This is a genomic window from Amylolactobacillus amylophilus DSM 20533 = JCM 1125 (assembly GCF_001936335.1).
GTDB classification, from domain to species: Bacteria; Bacillota; Bacilli; order Lactobacillales; family Lactobacillaceae; genus Amylolactobacillus; species Amylolactobacillus amylophilus.
On record NZ_CP018888.1, the window covers coordinates 69786 to 91812 of the forward strand.

17 protein-coding genes are annotated in these 22027 nt (G+C 39.2%); 1 reads left to right on the forward strand and 16 read right to left on the reverse strand.

The genetic code is table 11. The features are described 5' to 3' along the window. Window position 1: 1 nt before the first annotated feature. The 6 genes from LA20533_RS00390 to pyrH are packed head-to-tail and all read right to left on the reverse strand — an operon-like array spanning window position 2 to window position 5909. The gene (locus LA20533_RS00390) at window positions 2–1696 is read right to left on the reverse strand and encodes a proline--tRNA ligase (protein ID WP_056946257.1); all 1695 of its coding nucleotides are present in this window, start codon (window positions 1694–1696) and stop codon (window positions 2–4) included. Between the two features lie 46 nt (window positions 1697–1742). Beyond that, window positions 1743–2999 carry an RIP metalloprotease RseP gene (rseP, locus tag LA20533_RS00395; RefSeq protein WP_056946259.1) on the reverse strand — a complete coding sequence of 419 codons (1257 nt, stop codon included), beginning with the start codon at window positions 2997–2999 and terminating at the stop codon, window positions 1743–1745. Between the two features lie 37 nt (window positions 3000–3036). Continuing rightward, on the reverse strand, window positions 3037–3828 hold the full coding sequence (locus tag LA20533_RS00400) for a phosphatidate cytidylyltransferase (RefSeq protein ID WP_054744959.1): 792 nt from the start codon (window positions 3826–3828) through the stop codon (window positions 3037–3039). 53 nt (window positions 3829–3881) lie between these two features. Continuing rightward, window positions 3882–4613, reverse strand: coding sequence for an isoprenyl transferase (locus tag LA20533_RS00405; protein ID WP_054744957.1), 732 nt, complete (start codon window positions 4611–4613; stop codon window positions 3882–3884). Window positions 4614–4625: 12 nt separating this feature from the next. After that, on the reverse strand, window positions 4626–5183 hold the full coding sequence (frr, locus tag LA20533_RS00410) for a ribosome recycling factor (protein ID WP_054744955.1): 558 nt from the start codon (window positions 5181–5183) through the stop codon (window positions 4626–4628). Further along, entirely contained in the window at window positions 5184–5909 is a 726-nt protein-coding gene (gene pyrH, locus LA20533_RS00415) for a UMP kinase (RefSeq protein WP_054744953.1), read from the reverse strand. A gap of 393 nt (window positions 5910–6302) precedes the next feature. Between pyrH and LA20533_RS00420 the strand changes: the two genes are divergently transcribed. Then, window positions 6303–7559: an ISL3 family transposase gene (locus tag LA20533_RS00420; protein ID WP_174795622.1), complete on the forward strand. Its 1257-nt coding sequence runs from the start codon at window positions 6303–6305 to the stop codon at window positions 7557–7559. An 87-nt stretch (window positions 7560–7646) separates the two neighbouring features. On the opposite strand, the gene LA20533_RS00425 is transcribed toward LA20533_RS00420, so the two are convergent. From LA20533_RS00425 to rpsB, 10 genes are all read right to left on the reverse strand, one after another. After that, complete coding sequence (locus LA20533_RS00425; RefSeq protein ID WP_056946263.1) at window positions 7647–10481, reverse strand: starch-binding protein; 2835 nt, start codon at window positions 10479–10481, stop codon at window positions 7647–7649. Between the two features lie 737 nt (window positions 10482–11218). Further along, entirely contained in the window at window positions 11219–12097 is an 879-nt protein-coding gene (locus LA20533_RS00430) for a GNAT family N-acetyltransferase (protein ID WP_054744951.1), read from the reverse strand. Window positions 12098–12175: 78 nt separating this feature from the next. Beyond that, the gene (gene dcm, locus LA20533_RS00435) at window positions 12176–13471 is read right to left on the reverse strand and encodes a DNA (cytosine-5-)-methyltransferase (protein ID WP_056946265.1); all 1296 of its coding nucleotides are present in this window, start codon (window positions 13469–13471) and stop codon (window positions 12176–12178) included. A gap of 2 nt (window positions 13472–13473) precedes the next feature. Further along, entirely contained in the window at window positions 13474–16128 is a 2655-nt protein-coding gene (locus LA20533_RS00440) for an SNF2-related protein (protein ID WP_056946267.1), read from the reverse strand. Next, the gene (locus tag LA20533_RS00445) at window positions 16125–17384 is read right to left on the reverse strand and encodes a ParB/RepB/Spo0J family partition protein (RefSeq protein ID WP_056946270.1); all 1260 of its coding nucleotides are present in this window, start codon (window positions 17382–17384) and stop codon (window positions 16125–16127) included. The genes LA20533_RS00440 and LA20533_RS00445 overlap by 4 nt, the downstream gene beginning before the upstream one ends. 197 nt (window positions 17385–17581) lie before the next feature. Further along, complete coding sequence (locus LA20533_RS00450; RefSeq protein WP_056946272.1) at window positions 17582–19354, reverse strand: DUF2075 domain-containing protein; 1773 nt, start codon at window positions 19352–19354, stop codon at window positions 17582–17584. Next, the gene (locus tag LA20533_RS00455; protein ID WP_054744950.1) at window positions 19347–19670 is read right to left on the reverse strand and encodes a nucleotide pyrophosphohydrolase; all 324 of its coding nucleotides are present in this window, start codon (window positions 19668–19670) and stop codon (window positions 19347–19349) included. Before LA20533_RS00455 ends, LA20533_RS00450 begins: the two co-directional genes overlap by 8 nt. 147 nt (window positions 19671–19817) lie before the next feature. Further along, window positions 19818–19955 (reverse strand): hypothetical protein, encoded by a 138-nt coding sequence (locus tag LA20533_RS08490; protein ID WP_156408170.1) that lies wholly within the window; start codon window positions 19953–19955, stop codon window positions 19818–19820. Window positions 19956–20273: 318 nt separating this feature from the next. Next, the gene (tsf, locus tag LA20533_RS00465) at window positions 20274–21149 is read right to left on the reverse strand and encodes a translation elongation factor Ts (protein ID WP_056946274.1); all 876 of its coding nucleotides are present in this window, start codon (window positions 21147–21149) and stop codon (window positions 20274–20276) included. A 61-nt stretch (window positions 21150–21210) separates the two neighbouring features. Continuing rightward, window positions 21211–21987 (reverse strand): 30S ribosomal protein S2, encoded by a 777-nt coding sequence (rpsB, locus tag LA20533_RS00470; protein ID WP_054744945.1) that lies wholly within the window; start codon window positions 21985–21987, stop codon window positions 21211–21213. Between the last annotated feature and the right edge of the window lie 40 nt (window positions 21988–22027).

A 22027-nucleotide genomic window follows, 5' to 3' on the forward strand; every position in this document is an offset into this window, starting at 1 on the left:
ATTACCCTATTTCACTATTAATATAATTTTCTAATTCCGTCAATTTGACCTCAGTCGAATCTTGCTCACCGGGATGCTTAACTTCGATAATTCCCTCAGAGGCTTTCTTCCCAATGATCACCCGAACAGGTGCGCCGACTAAATCAGCATCGGCAAACTTCACCCCTGCTCGCTCATTTCGCTCATCATACAACACGTCGTACTTGTCTGATAATGACTGATACAAGTCATTGGCGACCTTCGTCTGATCGGCATCATTCATCTTCATCTGGATTAAATGAACCTCAAACGGTGCCACGGTTTTTGGCCAAGCTATACCACGCTCAGTGTAGTTCTGCTCAATAATGGCAGAGAGCAACCGGGAAATACCAATTCCGTACGAACCCATGATGACAGGCTGTTCCTTTCCGTTTTCGTCTAGGAAATTAGCATGAAAGTCTTTGGTATAACGAGTACCCAGTTTGAAAATATGACCAATTTCTATTCCTCGGGTAAACTTTAATGGCTCATGTCCAATTGGATCCAGCTCGCCCTCCTCAGCCAATTTAACGTCATAAAACTGGTCGACGAAAAAGTCACGTCCCAAATTAACATTAGCCAACTGATAGTCGGTTTCATTCGCACCGACGACGAAATTAGTCAAATGTTCAATCGTCTCATCGGCGATTACCATATCAGCAAACGTGGCGTTTACTGGACCGATACCACCGGGCATGATTCCCGTTAGTTCTACGACCTCAGCATCCGTCGCCACGTGTAACTCATTTGCGTCAATGATATTGGTTAATTTCACCTCATTAATTTGCTTATCACCACGGATGAGGACCAGTACCAGCTTGTCGTCCGCACGATAAAGCACACTCTTAACAATTTTGGTATTTGGCACCGCCATAAACTCGGCTAAGGCGGTAATTGTCTTGATACCCGGTGTATGGACCTTCTCAATCTCCTTTGGTTCCTCTGTTGTCACCTCAAGTGAATCAATACTCTTCGCCATCTCGATGTTGGCTGCGTAACCACCGGCGGTATAGGCAATCGTATCCTCACCAACAGCCGCAGGTGCTTGGTATTCGGTTGAATCGGAGCCACCCATGGCACCCGCATCGGCAATGATGGCCATCGTTTTTAGGCCCACTCGATCAAAGACATTTTGAAACGCCTGACCTACCTCTTGATACTGTACGTCCAATTGTTCTTCGTTGGCTGCAAAACTATAGGCATCAAGCATGATGAACTCGCGCCCCCTTAGTAAACCAAAGCGTGGTCTGTTCTCATCCCGAAATTTGGTCTGTATTTGGTAGAGAGTCAGCGGCATTTTCTTATAGCTACGTAGTTCCTCCGCCACAATCTCGGTAAAGGTCTCCTCATGAGTAGGTCCAAGAATTGATGGCCGTTCGTGTCGGTCCACTAACTTGAAAAGGTTAGGACCGTAACTCTCATACCGTCCAGATTCTTGCCAAAGTGATGCAGGTAGAAAAATCGGCATTAACATTTCTGGTGCATCAATCTTCGCCATTTCTTCACGAACAATATTAGATATCTTAGTGAGAACCAGATTTGCTAATGGCAAATATGAATAGACTCCGGCTGTTACCTGGCGAACATATCCACCTCGGAGCATCAGCTGGTGGCTGACTGCCTCGGCATCTGCAGGCACCTCTTTTAATGTTGGCATGAAAAATTTCGATTGACGCATAATAACCTCGTATTTTTATATTTATAATTTAGCTGGATTAAACGCACTATTTGATAAAGTAGCGGTAGATATCATTACCAGTGACAGCAATGATCAAGAGCAGGAGTAGGCCAAAGCCAATCAGGTTCACAATTCCCTCTTTTTCCACCGGAATCGGCTTACGCCGGAACAATTCAACGATGTTCAGCAGCAACTTACCACCGTCTAATCCGGGAATCGGTAATAAATTGACGATACCCAGGTTAATGGAAATTGAAGCTAGAAACGCCAATACATACGTAAATCCAAGCTTAGACATCTGTGCCGTCTGAGAGTAGATACCCACCGGTCCAGAGAGCTTATTCAGACTGAAGCTAGCGACCAGGTTGCCGAGTGCACGGAAAATCATCGTGGTCGTGTCCACGGCCATGCTAAATCCCCGGTTGACTTTGGCACCAATGGCGTTGTTGCTTGCTGGGTAAATGCCTACCTGTGCGACCTTTTGGCCGGCGGTCTCCACAATCTTTGGCTTCACCGCAAAACTCTTTGTTTCGGTTCCACGCTTGACTGTAATTCGAACGTCTTTCCTACCCGCTCGGTCGATTTCGGCGGGAATCTGATCCCAACTTGTAATTTTTGAACCATTAATTGTTGTAATCTGGTCACCCGCCTTCATGCCTACCTGCGCGGCAGGTGAATTTGGGACCGTTGATTTAATACTTGTCGTTAGCGGCCCTGTCGTCGACAGAGACCAAATCATGAACACGACAAATCCCAATAAGATATTCATCAACGGACCGGCAATGTTCGTTGCTATTTTTTGCCAGATATTTGCTTCTTGAAACTGGGTATCACGTGGTGCAATGATTAGTTCCGAGCCAGTCTGGTCAATAATTGTGGCGTCATGATCCACGTTGTAGGTCTGGAGGTTGTCCTCTGCGCCATTCTCGTACCCCTCAATCGTGAGCGTATCAACCAAATCAGCATTCTTGACCTGGACCGGAATGCCCTCGATTGGTAAATCCGACTCTGAGGCGTCGATTCGATTGACCAAATCGTGTTCATTTTTGGCAAGCACGACGGTTTTGCCGGGATCAATCTCTGCAGCATCGTCAGGACCCGCCAGCCGGACGTAACCACCGAGAGGCAGCCAACGAATGGTGTAAGTCGTCTGATGATACATTTTCTGAAACAGCTTTGGCCCCATGCCAATCGAGAACTCGCGCACGAGTACCCCGGATTTCTTGGACACGATAAAATGACCGAATTCGTGAACGAAGACGAGGATTCCAAAGACAACGATAAAAATGAGAATACCACTCATAGACATACCTACTTTTCTGGTTATTGTGTTCTACATTCTACAGCAACAGCAAAAATGCTGCTACTGGTAAAACGAACAAGAGACTGTCGAAACGGTCAAGAATCCCACCGTGACCTGGCAATATTTTACCAGAATCCTTCACGCCATAATGTCTCTTATACGCCGATTCCACCAAGTCACCAAGTTGACCAACAATAGAAAGAATCACGGCAAAAATGATTAGCAAGAGCGAGTTGTAGCCCGTGTTGACAAATGAAACATAGATAGCCGCTAAAATCACGGCAGCAACAGAGCCGCCGAGGCTACCCTCCCAAGTCTTATTGGGACTAATTACAGGCCAAAGCTTGTGCTTGCCAAATTTTCGTCCAATCATATAAGCACCAATATCCGTTGTCCAGACGATTACTAGGAGGTAGCCGAGTAATGCCAGGCCGTTATCGGCGTTTCTGATTGCTGCCAAGAAGTGGAAACCAGTACCAATATACAAAGCAGACAACGTTAGAATACCAGCATCGTCATAGTTGAACTTATTCTTTGAGACAACAATGTGAACGAGCATCAACATCACGAAGATGAAGAAGACATCAGTTCGGCTCAATGCATCTGGTAAGAAGTTGAAGAACGCGTTTGGTACGGCAAGTGTCAGTGCAGCAAGTGTAGACAGGATAAATTCAAAGGAAACGATAATTCGTTTTCTCATGATGAAGATCTCTGAAATACCAACCACAGCAAGTGCGGCCGCCACAATATCGATGGCAATTCCGCCGAACCAGAGTACTGGAATAAAGAATATCAAGGCCACTACAGCCGTAATTACACGTTGTCTCATCTATCTAACCCACTTTTAGTTATTTTGTTTGAATAATAATTAGTCGAATTGTACTACTTATCTTTGACGCCACCAAAACGGCGATCGCGACCCATGAAGTCATCCACCATGTCATTCAGATCATCCGTGGTGAAGTCAGGCCAAAACTTGTCGGTAAAAATCATCTCAGTGTATGCAAGTTGCCAGAGCAGGAAATTCGAGATGCGCTGCTCACCACTGGTCCTAATTAGGAGGTCAGGATCGGCGAAGTCACCGAGATTTGCGGTCATCATCTGCTCTGCTACCTTCTGCTCGTCGATGTCGGTTGCTTTTAGAGTGCCGGCCTCAACCTGTTCAGCTAGTTGCTTCGTTGCAGCGACAATTTCACGCCGTGAACCGTAGTTGAGTGCGAAGTTCAGAATCAAACCCGTATTGTTCTTCGTGGTCTCCATGGCACGTTCAGTCACCTGGCGTGTCTTCTCAGGTAATTCACCCAAAAAGCCCATGACATTCACACGGACGTTTTCGGCCATGAGATCAGGCATGAACTTATCGAAGAAATCTATTGGTAAACGCATCAAATAGTTGACCTCTTCGGTCGGACGCGACCAATTCTCGGTCGAGAATGCGTATAGTGTCAGAACTTTGATGCCTAAGCGATTAGCAGCCTTTGTGATGGTTTTGACGTTCTCCATCCCCTGCTTATGGCCAGCAACACGTGGTAAGAAGCGTTTCTTCGCCCAACGTCCGTTGCCATCCATGATAATCGCTAAATGATTTAAATGCTTGTCATCCGAGTTTGTCATTACGTACCTGGATTATCCTTCTGTAATTTCCTTACTCTTCTCGGCAGCCAACTTGTCGATTTCCTTGGTTGCGTTGTTCGTAATGTTTTGTAGTTCGTTCTCTGAGTCATGCATTTCATCCTCAGAGATGTCACCGTTCTTTTGAGACTTCTTCAAGTCATCCATGAAGTCACGTCGCACGTTTCTGACAGCTACCTTAGCTTGTTCAGCCAATTTGCCAACTTCCTTTGCGATTTCTTGGCGACGTTCACTGGTCAATTGGGGAATAACAATTCGAATCACATCACCATCGTTTGCCGGTGTAATTCCTAGATCACTCGCAAGGATCCCTTTTTCAATGTCGCCTAAAGCGGTTTTGTCGTAGGGGTTCACTAACAGCACGCGAGGTTCTGGAATAGTGATTGAAGCAATCTGATTTAATGGGGTTGGTGCGCCGTAATATTCTACGTTCACCCGATCAAGCAAACTTGCGTTAGCACGGCCGGCACGAATGCCGCCCAAATCGCGTTCGAAGACAGCAATACTCTTCTTCATGTTGCTTCTTGCTGTGTCTAAACTGGTATTAGCCATTTATTTGTCTCCTCTGATTGTGGTTCCGATGTTCTCGCCCAGGACAACCTTCTTGATGTTGCCTGGCTCGTTCATATTAAACACGATTAGTGGAATCTCTGTGTCCATAGAAAGTGAACTTGCAGTTCTGTCCATGACGCGGAGGTCCTTATTAATAATATCAAGTTGAGTCAATTCTTCAAACTTAACTGCATCTGGATCAACCTTAGGGTCGGCTGAGTAGACACCGTCAACGTTGTTTTTAGCCATCAAAATCACGTCGGCTTCGATTTCAGCGGCACGGAGTGCAGCAGTTGTGTCAGTTGAGAAGTAAGGGTTACCTGTACCACCACTGAAGATCACGACGCGGCCCTTTTCAAGGTGACGAACGGCACGACGACGGATGTAAGGTTCAGCGACCTGGCGCATCTCGATTGAAGTTTGCACGCGAGTTGGGACACCAGCGTGTTCCAAACCGTCTTGGAGTGCAAGTCCGTTCATAACAGTGGCCAACATACCCATGTAGTCAGCTTGGGCACGGTCCATACCCATCTTAGCACCTGTCTCACCGCGCCAGATGTTACCACCACCACAGACGATGGCAATTTGGACGCCCATTGAGTGGACAGTCTTGATTTCTTCAGCAAGGTCCTTGATGACTTCGGGATTAATACCGAAACCGTCCTTGCCGGCTAATGCTTCACCACTAACCTTCAGAATTACTCGTTTGTATTTAATATCGCTCATGAAATACCTCCTAATATGCTTTAAATATTCTAACATAAATAGCGCTAATAGTTTTGAAAATTTCGCGCTGAAAATCGATTATTAAAGAGTCTTAATATCTGGATAATACATTGTAATTGTAGCACGACTTCACTTTACCACAGCCGACTGTATTATAGGAGAAAACGATATAATGAAAAGAGTTGACAGCGAGCTCTAGCATAGTGTTATACTTTGAGTACGAAAAAAGACAGAAGGAGGATGAGACCTTCTGCCTTAGGCAATTTCGGGCTCTATAATTTCTGTAGTGGGTAAATCCACCATGGAAATTATGGAGCCTTTTTGAGTATATACAAAAAGTCCCATATGACCTATAATGAAAAGTGCTCAAACTATCATTTTAGAAAGACTCATATGGAACAACTAAATCTTATCACAAATTTTCTCAGAATTAAAGACAAAAATATCACTATCACTGATGAATATGATATGGGGACTCACTTAGAACTCCACGGTCACTTGGACTACACAGCCCCTAAATGCCCAAAATGCAAGGGACAAATGGCTAAGTACGACTACCAGAAAACTTCTAAAATCCCCTACCTAGAAACTGCTGGCTACCCTTTACTTATCCGTCTTCGAAAGCGTCGGTTCAAGTGTAAAGATTGCGGAAAAATGGCGGTCGCTGAAACTCCTCTTGTCAAGAAGAACCACCAAATCTCTGTCGCTGTTAACCAGAAAATCGCACAATTACTCATCGAAAATCAAGCAATGAAACATATTGCACACAGGCTATCAATTTCAACATCGTCAGTTATGAGAAAGCTCAATGAGTTCAAGTTTGAAACGGATTGGAATACCCTACCTGAGGTGATGAGTTGGGACGAGTATGCCTTCAAGAAGGGGAAAATGAGCTTCATCGCTCAAGATTTCGACTCCCTAAATGTCATCGCCATTCTCGACGGAAGAACTCAAGCAACCATCCGAAACCACTTTCTACGCTATCCTAGAAAGGTTAGAAATCGGGTCAAAGTGATTACCATGGATATGTTTAGTCCCTATTATCAACTTGCTAAACAGCTTTTTCCAAATGCAAAAATTGTACTCGATCGCTTTCATATCGTGCAACACCTTAGTCGTGCTATGAACCGTGTCCGTATTCAAATTATGAATCAATTCGACAGAAAATCCCAGGAATACCGATCCTTGAAACGTTACTGGAAATTGATACAACAAGATAGCCGTAAACTCAGCGATAAACGATTTTATCGACCTATGTTTCGAATGCATTTGACTAACAAGGAAATCCTAGAAAAACTCCTATCCTACTCTGATGAACTCAGACAGCACTATGAACTCTATCAATTTCTCTTGTTCCATTTCCAAGAGAAAAACTCAGATCATTTCTTCAGTCTCATCGAACAGGAAATAGCCACTGTTAATCCTATTTTCCAGACGGTATTTAAGACATTTCTAAAGGATAAGGACAAGGTTTTAAACGCCATGGAATTGCCTTATTCAAACGCCAAACTGGAAGCTACCAATAATCTCATCAAAGTCATTAAGAGAAATGCCTTTGGTTTCAGGAACTTTGAAAACTTTAAAAAACGGATTTTGATTGCATTGAACATAAAGAAAGAGAGGACGAAGTTCGTCCTCTCTAGATGTTAGCTTTTCATCTACCCACTACAGTTGACAAAGAGCCAAAATAAGATCCCCTATCGACAGGGGACCTTATTTTTTAGGAAGGAAACACACTTATTTTAGACCATCTTTGGTATAATGGCCATCTACTTTAAAATCAAAACCAACTGAAACCGGGAATTGAATAGTAGAATTTGGTTTATTAAATAATAATTTTACATTAGAATTTGCATATTCTTCTTGTAAATCGATATAGAAGTGACCTTTGCTATCTTTCAACATAGCTTGACCAGGCCAAGCTCCCAAAGGCAGTTGAATTAAATTACCATAATAGGCATAGACATTTGCAGCACTCCATCCACCAGGATTTTCAAAGGTAATACGGGTAAAGCCTTCGGCAACTGGTTCTGGTAAAACTGCTCTATGGCTACCGTCTATTTCATAGACTTGTCCAAGTTCCAAATCATAGCCAGGTTTATTTTGAGCTGGAAATTGAACTTTTGTATCAGGATTATTGAAAATTACTTTACCACCTGCAAATTCTTCACCAAGCTCAATATAATATCCGTACTCATCTTGACTCATTTCTTTACCTGGCCAATTGCCAACGAGTGGTACACCTTTATTATCATAAACATAGGTGTAGACCTTAGACCAACCTTGTGAATTGTTGAAGTAAACACGGTTGGCAATTTGTTGCTCGATGTCTGGGACTTTTGTACCGACTTCAACTACTTGTGTTACTGGCTCTTTGCTAACTGTTTCACTGATTTTTGTCTTAGAAACAAGTTGATCACCAATGTACTCTGAACGGTAAGTTATTGTCTTCACTCCGTCTTGACCTTCAACGCGAGTTACTTTCTGTCCTTTTTTAAGTTCAGGATTGTCTACATACTCTGTTTCAAATGGAATTGGAAGCTCTTCATTTTCTTCTTTGAACTCGCTTTCAGGTTTTTCGGCAACTAAACCATCTTTAGAATATGTTCCGCCTGATTTAAATTCAAAACCAAGGGATTGTGGATACTGTGCTCCTTTGTTGTTAGAAAAGAGTACTTTTACGCCATCAGTCTCGTATGATATTGGAAGAGTGATGGCTAAAAGACCTGTACCATCTTTTTCCATCTTAGTTCCTGGCCATGCGCCCAACAATTTATCACCTTTGGCATTATACATATATACAAAGACATCTGTCCATTTATCTGGATTTTCAAAGCGAATGGTTGTATTGGCATTCGGATCTTCTTTTGTAAAGCGATAAACGGATTGAACTGTCTCACCTTTAGCGTTTTTAGCAGATAATGTAACCGTTACTGTTTCACCAAATTGCACTTGACTTCCGATTGTAATGACTTTTCCATTTTCAAATTTAATTGGAGCGCCATTATTGACAGAATAGGTAGCCTCACTAGTATTAGAAGTTTGTAATGTAAGATTTAATGTATCTGTCAAGAAAGTATGGCTGCCTTCTTGATATCCTTGAACTGACAAGGATGCTAGATTATCATCACCTTTTGTTAATACTAATACTGATCGTCTCGCAATGGAACCACTTAATCGTCCGTTCGAAACAGTGTAGGTTTTACCAGAAATTTGGTCTTTATAGGTTCCATTCGCCAATTTTGTCTCAGTATTTAAGCTTTTCTCACTGTCGGAAAGGTTTGCAATTACTGCGCCTTGAGTGCCTCGTTCAATCATGGCAACGTTTGTATCACCATTCGGGTTCCGAATATATTCTGATTGACCAACCATGGCATTATGGAATTTGTTTACTGCTACAATCGTAGGGTCTTTATAAAGATTGCTACCCGCATCACCGAGTTTAGTTTGTTCAGGGAAACGTACACCATTACCGCCACCAACTGGACGTGAGAAGAATAGAGGTGTACCTTTGGCGCGTGCAGTAATCATTGCCCAGCCAAGTTTCAAATCTTCATCGCTCATCCAAGCTGATTCAGATTCACTATCCGTCTTTCCGTTTGCATATGTATCGTGAGATTCGACCCAAAGTACGAGTTTAGATGGATCTACTCCTGCTTGGTAGTTGCCAAGATTTCCAGCATTGGCATTTCGATTGCGGAGCATGTCTCGGATAGAGTGCCCATATTGGGATGCAGTAATGCTCATCAAGTTCGCATAATCTGCATCACGTGAAATATTGTCTTGTAACACTTCACCATATTGGAACTCAGAACCATTATTTAATATAACATTCCAGAAATTACTACCAAATTCGCTAGGATATTCTCCTGGTAATTCGATATGTTTTGCAGCATCATAACGAAATCCATCCGCTCCATCAGCAACTGCATTTTTTAAGAATTTCAACAAATACTGTTGTACTTCTGGATTTTGTGTATTCCATTCCCAGAGCTGAAGCAGAGAGTTTTGAGTTACATCCCAACGACTCCCCCAGTTTTCAATTAAAGTATTTCCATGAGTCCATTTTGGAATGGATTTAACTTCTGAAGAGATCGCATTATAATCAGAAGTAGTATGATTCAGTACTGCATCAACTATAATTTTTATACCATACTGCTCTGCGACACGATTCATCTCGATAAATTCAGCTTCAGTCCCAAGCTGATAGTTACCAATCGTATAGGCGGTTGGTTGATAATGATAATACCATTGCTCTGTAAATTTCTTATCTCCACCATTTCCAACAACTACAGCATTAATTGGGGATGTTTGAACACTTGTATAGCCTGCTTCTTTAATGGCCGCCATATTTTCTTTGATAGAATTAAACGACCAACACCAAGCATGCAAAACAGTCCCATCTTTCATTGAAACCTGCTGGTTGGAGCTGGCAACGATTGTTTCACCATTTACTGAAGTGATTGTGAATGCCTGTTCAATTCCAGCAAACATGGATAAAACCAGGGTAACACTAACTACTTTTTTTACCAGTTTGGATAGTATTCTCTTACTTTGACTTTGATCAGCCATATAAACCTCCTAAAAAATAATAAGAAAACGTTCGCATTTTCTTGAAAAAATATATCTACAGTTGATGACCTTGAACCTAGCAATCAACTGTAGAGGAATAAGTACTCTCCTTTCTTTCAAAATTAAATCATTCGCCAAATGCAAACGGTTGCAAAATTATAATATCATATTTGTTGGTTAATTTCAAACAGCTAAAAAATCATGAAAAACCGCTCTGTATCAGGTTTTACTGTCAATTTATGCTACTTTAGGGAAAATTTTGTTACCGTTAACAATTTCGTGAAAAGTTGTTTAAGTCTTAATCTTTTGGATTAAGGCTTTTTTGATTTGGTATTGGAGATAACGTAAAACAGAGTTGACAGCGAGCTCTAGCATAGTGTTATACTTTGAGTACGAAAAAAGACAGAAGGTGGATTGGACCTTCTGCCTTAGGCGATTTCGTGGAAAACTACTTAAGTCTTAATCTTTTGGATTAAGGCTTTTTTTGATTTGGTTAATCAACCAATCAATTGATTTTAAGCCATCAACTAGTATCTTCACTAATTTCAAAAAGTTGAATAAATCCAACTAATCCGTTTACACTTTCCATTCTTCTCATGGCAATACCCCCTTTAATTCTAGAAATCTTGTTGGAGGTGGCCACGAAACGCCATACAATAAACTACGCGAAATATAGGCGATTCTGTTTAAGAATTTAAAAAAGCTTCCAACTTTACATAAAGTTTGGAAGTTTGTTTTTAAATCTTAGCATTCAAATACACAATCTCAGTCTCAATCGAAAAACCTGCTTTTTGATAAACGTGCAATGCGCGCGGATTATCGGCATCAACACCAAGTGTCAGAATGCGTGGTTCACGCTTAGTCAGCTCATTGACAGCCAGTTTCACGAGTTCGGTACCGTAACCATTATTCTGGTAGTCAGGATCAATCTCGAGCGAGAACAGGTAATAGCCATCCGACATGTCGACGCTTGTCGAACCCAGCAGCACGCCATTCTTCTTCAGCACATAAATCAGCATTTCAGGCTTGGCCATCGTATTAATGTAATGCTGCGGACCAGGCTTCTCGGTCTCCTCTTCACCACCAAAAGCGCGGCGACTCAGCTTAACCATCGCAGGAATCAAATCTTTGGTCATCACTGAAAGTTCGAGCTCATCGTCCGTCGGCAAAGGCGTTGTGGGTGGATTCATGCTAAGCTGAAATTCAGTAGCAGGATTAATCTCAAGGTTCGTATTCTTTATGAATTCAGGATTTGCATCTAGAAAGCGACGTTCAGTGACAAACGAGTATTTGCTATAGCCAAACTGTTTCAGAGTAGCTTCAACTTGCTTACGTAGCTCAGTTGCTACTCCTTGTCGTCTATATTCTGGATGCACAATCAAGAACACTTCTGTCCCCGCATCATCTGGCCGAACATCAGCGTAGATTGCGGCAACTCCAACCAGCGCATCCCCTTCATATGCTAAAATATCATTCTGCATCTCAGGGAAATAGTTGTACATATTGCTGACAAAAGGCAAGCGTTTGGTACCGTCGTGTTGTTGGGCAGCAGTGACAAGTTCATTGATTTGGATTTGTTGGGAATGGGTTAGGTTGTTGGTGGTTATGGTGTTCATACATTGACTCTACTTTTCTTATTGGTATGTTAAATTTGAAATGTTTTTAGCGGGTAAAAATCATGTGGTTAACTATTATTAGTGATCGACTCTCTCAACTTTTCTTTTACTGTAGAATGACTTATTAAAGTCTTCTAGATTAGCTAATTTTTCAATTTCTAACCCTATTTCTTTTACCAGATTTACAACAAGCGCATTGCCCATTGCGAAATATCGATTAGGTGTTGTAACACCTTCAAGTTTGGTCCAGTTTTTTGGAAATGTATTTATCTTTTCAGCTTCTACAGGTGAAATCAAACGTAGTTTACCATTTCCTGGATCCATTATAACATGACTCATTCTCGATACAGTATGCTCAGATGTGACCATAGTTCTAGCTGGCTTATCAAGTGAATCAGGATATGGGATAGCCCCCATTCCGTATCTATATTCAAATCCAGTTTTTGAAATCTTGGTTGTTCTAAATCCAGCTTTTAGTTCTGTAAATTTAGCCTTTTTTTCAGGAGTTAGATATAGACTAATATCTTCATTGTTCGGCTCGATTATTTTTTTAAGAGGCAATGCCTTCTTCAATTTCGGCTCGTAATCAGCCATTACAACCTCACCATCAGTCATAAAGCCTGTTTTTTTGAAACCCCTTTTGACCAGAAACTTCTGAGAAAATTCAGGTAAAGACTTGTACTGATTCAAATCAACGAATTCGATATTCTGAACACTTTTATTCCTTAATGTACTCGTTAATGGTGCCATCGTCATTAAGAATTCCTCGACTTCAAGAATACTATCTTTGTTTACCCTATGAACAGTCTTCATAAATTCTGTATCTTCTCTAAATGCAAATATGAAGGTTCTTCTTCTTCTCTGGGGATGACCATAATCTGCAGCGTTAATCATTTTCCAAGTTGCCCCATAACCCAATCCGGCAAGTGTTTTTAGAATCATGCCGAAATCTCGACCAGGTTGAGAGCTTTTTACACCTGGAGAAGCTAATAATCTATCAACATTCTCCAAAAAAATAAATTGAGGCCATTTTTCTTCTATTACTTCTTTTATATCCCACCAAAGCACACCTTTTTTTCCATAAAGGCCTTCGGCTTTTGTGGATGCAACCGAATAGTCCTGGCAAGGAAAACCTCCGACAAGTAAATTCATGTCTGGAATTTTAGCTTTCTCAACCTCGGAAATATTTTCGTTTGTCACAAATGTTTTTGGAAATTTGTGTTTATAAATTTCATATGCAAATTGATTTAATCGCCCAGGTTCATATTGATCAGCCCAAACAACTTCAAACGCATCGCTTGCCCTGCGAAGTCCCAAATGAAAGCCACCAACACCAGCGAACATTTCTGCGACTTTTATTTTGGTTTCAGACATATCTATTTACTTATTCTCTTTCTCTCTTCGTCAATAATTTTAATAGCTTCGTCTATTTCATTATCAGGATATTCTTTAGATAAAGTATTATCATCAATTGCCGAATACATTATATTTTCTTTTTCTTTCAATCTTGCATAAATTTTCTCGTCGATATAGCCCGGACGGTCGCTAAAAGCATCTTCACCGGCGGTTTGTAAGTAGTAATATCGTGTATATTGATTATCTTTTAAGCCTAATCTGTGAATACGATCTCTAGACTGGAGCATAAAAGTAAGATTGAAATCATATTCGAAATATACAGCATCGTGAACAGACTGATGTAGCGAAATTGATTCGGCCAAGGTTTGTGGATTTGATACCAGAACCTGAATATTACCATCACGAAACTCATTTATCAATTCAACTCTTTGGTTTTTATCCGTTTCACCGTGAACAAGGTTCACACTAATTCCTTTATCTCTGAGTGAACTGGCAATTTTTTTAATGGTATCAACAAAAATTCCCCAAACCAAAACTTTTTTTCCTTCAGAAACAAGTTTAACAACTAAATCAATACCAGCAGCAAATTTAGGTGACATCATGCTAGCTAAATCAAATTTACTATAAGCATTGACAGTATTGTCTCCCAAAAGCTTTGAAAATTCTTTCTCAGATACACTACTCATCTGATCCATATCATTAGCATCATCACCGTTATCATATTTCATGAATTCACCATAATTAATCTTCTGAGTGACCAATGATGGATTGGTTGAAGCTTGAATTAAGCGAATCAAGATTGCCAGACTGGATTTCTCAGTCTGAAAAATAGATTCAGCGAGATCTCTCTGGCTTTCAGATGGTTTCACAATTTCAGTGATATCGGGGTCTGCTTCAGGAACCATCAAATCCTTTTTGTTAGTTCTCCAGAAAAATGGATGCAGCGATTCGTTTATCTCTTCAATCTTTCTTACATTTGGGTTGATTAGCTCATCTGTATCCCACCCAAAAAAAGATTTATATTCATTCGCATAAAGTATGTGTAGAAAGTTATAAATATCTTTATACGTGTTTGGAATAGGTGTTCCTGTTAATACGTATCTAAATTTTGGTAAATTAGCAATTTCAAGCGCCTTTTCTGCACGTACTCCTGTGGGATTTTTAATTCTGTGAACTTCGTCAAATACCAACATTGTTTTATCATTAATTAATTTTTTCAGCAAATCAGCGTAACGTGGTAATGATTCATAATTCAACAAAATCAAATTGCTGATTCCCCATCTGGTTTTTAGTTGATATTTAAAATCTGGGCTATTCTGAGAATCAATCTCTCTTAGCTCTTTCTTATTCCCAAATACTTCATGAAACTCATGTTTCCAACTTTCAAAGGCATTAATTGGCGATACAACTAAAATTCTTTCTAATTTTTCACTTTCAGGTGCACCTATTCTATTGAGGTACGCAAAAACTCCAAGTACCATTGCAGTTTTCCCTGAACCAGGAACGGAAAAATTTGCTGCTCTAGCCATCTCATACTCATAGTACGCAGCACGTAAATGTAGTGGGTTTAATGGCCTAGTAACTTCTGACTGAACTACTCGTTTGAATTGCTCAAAAGTACTCTGTTTAGTTTGCGGAAATTTTTCGAATTTGCCTTTATATACTTCGCCAAGTATCTTATATTGCTCAATTGAATATTTATTTCTGGATATAAACTGTTCGACAGCAGAAGATACAATTACGTTTATATCAAGTCTCTGCGCTCTCTGTTGTGTCACTCGAATAATACGTTCGATATCTTTATAGGTCGTGTTACTTTTAATGGTTTTGTTGTCATCAGCAAAAAAGGGAGTTAAATCACTTCCCTTTCTCAGTTTTCTATCTGTACTTGTTATCTGGTTCACTGTATTGTCAATACGTACAATTGTATTACCATACAATTGAAACGAAATTGTATTTTCAGGTATTTCTATCTTTCTGGTGTCCGAAGTAATTTCAAATTCTGGAATCGTTGCTTGGTCCTTATACTTTGCAATCTGTTCGTAGGTCAAATCAGATGCTTCAAGAACTTCAACTCTATCTTCTGTATTATTCCACAATCGTTCAAATCTCTCAGAAGTCTCTTGATTTCTAGACTGAATGTTTGAGGAACTATCCCAAGAAAAGTCTACATTGATACTTTCATAGTTACGACTAATACCACTCACGGTTTCGTTCATTGAGCCATTAAAATAGACACTTTCGGTACCAGAAGAAATGATACCAAATTTATCATGGAATATACCCTCAGTAGTAAGAGCCACTTTAACCTTAGCCAACCCCACAGCAATCATAAAAGCTAAGTTACCTAATTGTTTTTGTGTTTCTGGATTAAGTATCTCATTCTGTTCAGATATCTTTAAAGGCTCTAACTCAGTCAATAATGAGTAACCTTTTTTTATTTTTTCAAAATCTTCTTCTGTTATGTCCTTAGAGATAATAAATTGTGCTTGCCCATGGTTCTTTGCAAGTTGTTCCAGACCATCAATATATAAATCCATACCAGCACTCGTGAAGTATCCAGAAACACGTCGATAAAGTGTGGCTTCACTCAAAACTGGCTTATAAAAATCCTCTACTATATTTTCAGTGTATTGAGATTTTAGATTGCTTTTTAGTTTAGCGGAGAAAGTCATTTCATATTCAACTCTTTCTTTAACTTAAATAAAATATCTGTAATATCAGACATAACCTCCTTGGAATCCAGGTTCTCGTCGATGGTCATTTCTTTAAAATCATCAACAGAGATATCTTCTAAATTATCTCGAATATCCTCTAATTTAGTTAATGCTTTCTTTCTTTCCGAATCATTTTTGCCTTTATATATTAGCCTATTTGTAGATTGTTTTAGTTTCTCAACCTCCTCATGAATTTCATCGTCTTTATGTAGCACTGTTTGTAAGTCATTAGCCGTAGTAACTGGATGTTCTTCAAATTTATCGATAATTGAATCCATCTTATCATCAACAGCTTGAACATAGTGATCTAGCGATTCAGGATTTTTTAGGATATATTTCTTCAGATCACGCATATCCCTTGTTGCATCTTTACTATCTTGTTTAGTCTTTAAAACAGCTAAGTGTACCAATACAGCGTCGGTGATTGCTTCCTTTTCATCACTCTTTAGATTATTAATTGTACTCTCTATTTCTTCCAAAGGACCATCAAGTTTCAAATCTCTGGCCAAGTAAAATTTATCGATTGGATTACCACCTGGAGATATTAATCTTATAAACCTGATAACAAGGTTTGCAAGCCTTATGTCTCGATTTATTCCCTTTGTGTTACCAGCACCAGATGCCTTTCTATATTCTTCAACAGTCATCAGTTTTTCAACTTCAATAGTATTATATACATCGAAAATTCGATCGATTGGATCATAATTAACCCGTTCTTCTCTACCTAATTGAAGATCCAATTCTAATTCTTTGATTTTCTTTTCGTCAGTTTTAGTACTCAAATCTAGAGGCAGTATTATCGCATCAAATTCTTGTGGAAGATTTGTCTCCGTTTGATACATTCTAAGAGCTGTAAATCTTCTATTTCCATCAATAACTCTTCCATCTGGTAAGACAACTCCAGGCTCTTGCTGCCCTTTTTCTTTTATGGATTGTAATGTATCCTTTAATGCTTGAATGTTAGATTGATAAATAAATTTCTCAAATATTTTATTATACTGAGAATCTCCAGGTTCAGGAATCAATAATCCATTTTCTGCCTGAAATTGTTTGTATGTAGTATTAATACGTCCATTTTGATCATTATAATATAAATATTTTAGCGGTATCGAACACACTTCAAAATTATGATTGACAATTCCAGGTACTGATAGTTTTTTTATAACACCCGTCTTTTCGAGTTGATTTGCAGCTTTCATTTCCAATAAATCCATAGGTAAATCCCCCTTAGCATAATATTACCATAATTAAAATAACGTTAAACAGTTTAAAAAAATATATTCTCACTTCGGATTCAGCAGCTTAAATAAAGAAAACTAACCAAAGAACGAATTATTCAAAAAATAGACAAATTAATCTGCTCTTTCAAAGTCTGACTTTTGAGGATGACAGCGTCTGCCTATCAATTATTTTATTTTTTTGATTCAACATTCTTTTTCAGAGCCGCTCGCAGCTCATCGTCCACTGCATAGATGTACATGCCATTTACACCGCGCGTCAGAAGAACATTCAACTCGTTGTTTAAGAATTTTTCGGCAAAATCTTTCTTTTCACCGTTTTTCAATGTTCTTCTATTTGTTGCTTTCTTGCTCTTACTTGCTGTCTTATCAGTTATGATTCTGCCATTTCTGTACTTAACTGACGGACCAATAATAACCCCCGCATAATTCAGATCTGCACCTTGAATTGTAAAGGTTGACCCAACTTCATTAATTGATTCTGGTATTTCAGCCCAAGCGTACTTCTTATTTTTCTTAACAGCAGGTAATTGCAGATTCCACGGCATTTTCCAATCACCAATTTCCACATACCAATATGGTTTGGTCTTGTCTTCAGGAGCTTTTGCATTTTTGTACTCCCAATCAAATGTAGCAATAATCCGTGACAATCCTTTTTTCTCATCACTTGCTTTCTTGCGTATAAGTCTTTCTAACTCTTCAGGCGTATCCATAATCTGTAAATCATACTCTTCGTCATACATGAGTTTTCCAATCTCATGATTATCAATAAGATTTCTGATCCAAGCTACAGTAGTTTTATTGGCATGGATTCTCTTCTGATTAAGTAGGTGGAACATGTTATTACCTGCATCTTGAATAATGTTATGTACCTCTTCAACTGAACGATATTGTTCTGCAGTAAGTACTTGACTTGGGTCATAAACCATAATTACTACTCTGGCTTTTTTTCGAATATCTGCCAGTTGATCCTTACCTTGATAACTCTGTTTACCTTGTGTCCATAATAGGTGTGCCTCATCAATTAAAACAACATCTGCTTTTTCAATATCTTTATTGTTGATGAAGCTTGTTGGCTTCATTACAACAGGATGGTTCTTACTATGCAAACCGAGCTTCGTCATTATTTCGTCATAAACTTTAACCTGTTCATCGTGATTAACAAGTAAGTAGTTGTTCTTATTACCAAATATGACAGATTCTGGGTCCTTGGCATCCATAGATAAATCATAAAACAGACTGCTCAATAGAACTGTCTTTCCAGTGCCTGCATCCCCACTAATAACAATAAGCTGATTATCTTCATCCCTTGAGAATATTTCAATTAACTTGAGATAAACTGAATTTTTTAAGTTTGTCTGGTCTTTATCCAGTTTATGGAAAGGTGATGCCTTGAACATCGCTGAATCTCGCACAACCTGTTCAATTGGAAATAGAGTTTTATTGATTTCATTTAACTTTAGCCAGATTTCGGAAAATACATTATCTAAAAACTCAGAGGTGTAGTATGCTGACTGTTCATTTGTTCGTCTGTTGAATACTTGATTTACATGTTCAATCGCAGACATATATAACATAAGCTTATTTTCTATATCGAGTGTTAGTGATTTATTGAAAATCGGATCTCCAATAACAAGCATTTTTGAACTATTTGATTTGGACAATCTATTCCAACGTTGATCTGTTTCGTCTCTAGTATCATTGGTTAAATGCTCAACTGTTCTTCGTTCAATATTATTGGTTTCACCGATATATACATCATAATTTTTTGATTTTTTATCAGTTGAATTAATGATGTAAACAGTTGGATACTCAAATAGATACTTATGATTCTTATCCTTAGACTTATGCAAACTTTGTTTTAAAACAGTCAATTTTCTACTATCGTATTCAACTTCCTTTATAACTGGTTCGAAATTTAATTTACTCTTGTTTTCTTTATTCATCTTGTTTTTCCGGCTCAGAAAATTTCCATTTGCGATTCTTATTCATATTTAGTTTCTTCTCAACTAAATCCATTGGATTAACGCCAAGCTTCTCACACATATAGAATGTGTAAGTTAAAACGTCAGCGAGCTCCATCTCAAGGCTATCTTTCTTATTGTCAGATTCAGTTGGATCTTCACTCCATTGAAAATGTTCTAACACTTCACTAGCTTCAATGTTCAATGAGATAGCAAGACTCTTTAAATTATGATATTTTTGCCAGTTTCGACTATTTCTAAATTCAATTAAATCCAAAATCACCTTTTCATAATCCATTTAAACTCTCCGATTCTTTGCTGAAGTTGTTGAATTAATTTGTAATTACTCAAAATTACCTTAATGCAATTTTACCATTAGATGTGATTGTAACAAGGACAAAATAAAAAGACTTCAGGTTGCATGAAGTCTAGAATTCAGATTTTGCTAACTAGAGCGCTTTAGTGAATGAATCATCTGTTGGTTTTTATTAAGTTGGTGCATTATCTGGCTTCTGATTTCAACTTCGTAATCTGGATTACCACTTTCAAATATATTTTGTGCACGCTTTGCGTATCCAACCATTGAATATTTTTCACCATACCTTGAGCCAACTTGTACATTGCGGAACTTGTAAAATCGAGAATGATTTCACTATTACTTACATACTCTTTGTTTTCAGATAAGTAAAACTCTTTTATTAGTGGATTAATATATTTTGTTAACTCCACGAACTTTTTAGACACAATAATATCCCCTATTAGTTTTCCGAAATAAAATTTTTAAACATATATTAATTATAAAGTATGGCATTCTATCCCAAATAATCAAGTTAATTCAAATTTAGACAAAAAAATACTCCGCAGCATTCCGCTACGGAGCATCTTTGAATTCAATGTTTAATTAGTTCTTGATTTGGCTCATAACTTCTTCAGCAAAGTTATCTTCTTTTTTCTCGATACCTTCACCAACTTCGAAACGTACGAAGCTAGCAACTGAACCATTCTTTTGCTCGACGAACTTACCAACAGTCAAATCTGGATCCTTAACAAATTCTTGGTCAACTAAACTAATTTCTGACAAGAACTTGTTAATCCGACCTTCAACGATTCTAGGAATGATGTTTTCAGGCTTGCCTTCGTTCTTAGTCTCCTCAGTAACTACTTCAGTTTCGTGTGCCAATACATCAGCAGGAACGTCTTCTCTTGTAGTGTACTTAGGATTAATTGCAGCAACGTGCATAGCAACGTCACGTGCAGTCTCATCGTCTGCACCATGGAGAGTTACGAGAGAAACAATGGCACCACCATTGTGCTTGTAACTACCAAAGTGGTCATCGTCACCCTTCTTCACGATTTCGAACCGGCGCAAGGTAATCTTCTCACCGATTACGGCTGTAAGGTTAGTGATTTCGTCAGCAACAGTGCTGTCACCTAATGGTAAAGCAAGTGCGGCTTCAAGGTCAGCTGGTTCGTTGGCCAAAATTGCAGTAGCAACTTGGTCCATCAAAGTAGTGAACTTGTCGTTAGTTGCAACGAAGTCAGTTTCTGAGTTCATTTCAACTAAGATAGCTTTGTTACCATCAACAAGCACTTCAGCTAAACCTTCAGCAGCGATACGATCGCTCTTCTTAGCAGCCTTAGCTACACCTTTTTCACGTAAAACGTCAACGGCCTTTTCCATGTCACCGTCAGTTTCAACTAGTGCCTTCTTAGCATCCATCATGCCAGCACCTGTTTTTTCACGCAATTCTTTAACTTGAGCGGCTGTAATTGCCATAGTCATTGTACCTCCATCGTTAAATTATTTTAGGAAATAGTTCGCTTATAAAAGCGTCTAATTATTTGTCTTCTGATTCAGCAACAACGTCTTCAATTGACTTTTCGTCAGTTGATTCTGCAGCTTCTTGTTGAACAGGGGCATCAGCTTGGCTTTCACCTTGCTTACCTTCAATAACAGCGTCTGCCATTGCAGCAGTGATCAAACGTACGGCACGGATAGCGTCATCGTTTGATGGGATAATAACGTCGATTTCATCTGGATCGCTGTTAGTATCCACCATGGCAACAATCGGAATATTCAACTTACGTGCTTCTTGAACAGCGATTCTTTCCTTCTTAGGATCAACGATGAAGATTACATCTGGAATTCTTGGCATATCAGCGATACCACCAAGGAATCTTTCAAGCTTCTCTTGTTGCTTAGTAAGAAGTGCAACTTCCTTCTTTGGTAATACGTCGAAAGTACCATCTTCAGCCATCGTCTTCAATTCCTTCAAACGCTTGATCCGACTTTGGATAGTATTCCAGTTAGTCAAAGTACCACCCAACCAGCGTTGGTTGATGTAGTATTGACCAGCACGTGTTGCTTCTTCAGCGATAGCTTCTTGAGCTTGTTTCTTAGTACCAACAAAAAGGAATACGCCACCGTCTTCAGAAACGGCCTTGACATAGTTGTAGGCATCTTCAGCCATCCGTACTGTCTTTTGTAAGTCGATGATGTAAATGCCATTTCTTTCAGTGAAGATGTATGGCTTCATCTTAGGGTTCCAACGACGAGTTTGGTGACCGAAGTGGACACCAGCCTCTAATAATTGTTTCATGCTAATAACTGACATATTGTATGTCCTCCTATAGTTTTGTTCCTCTTAGATGGTC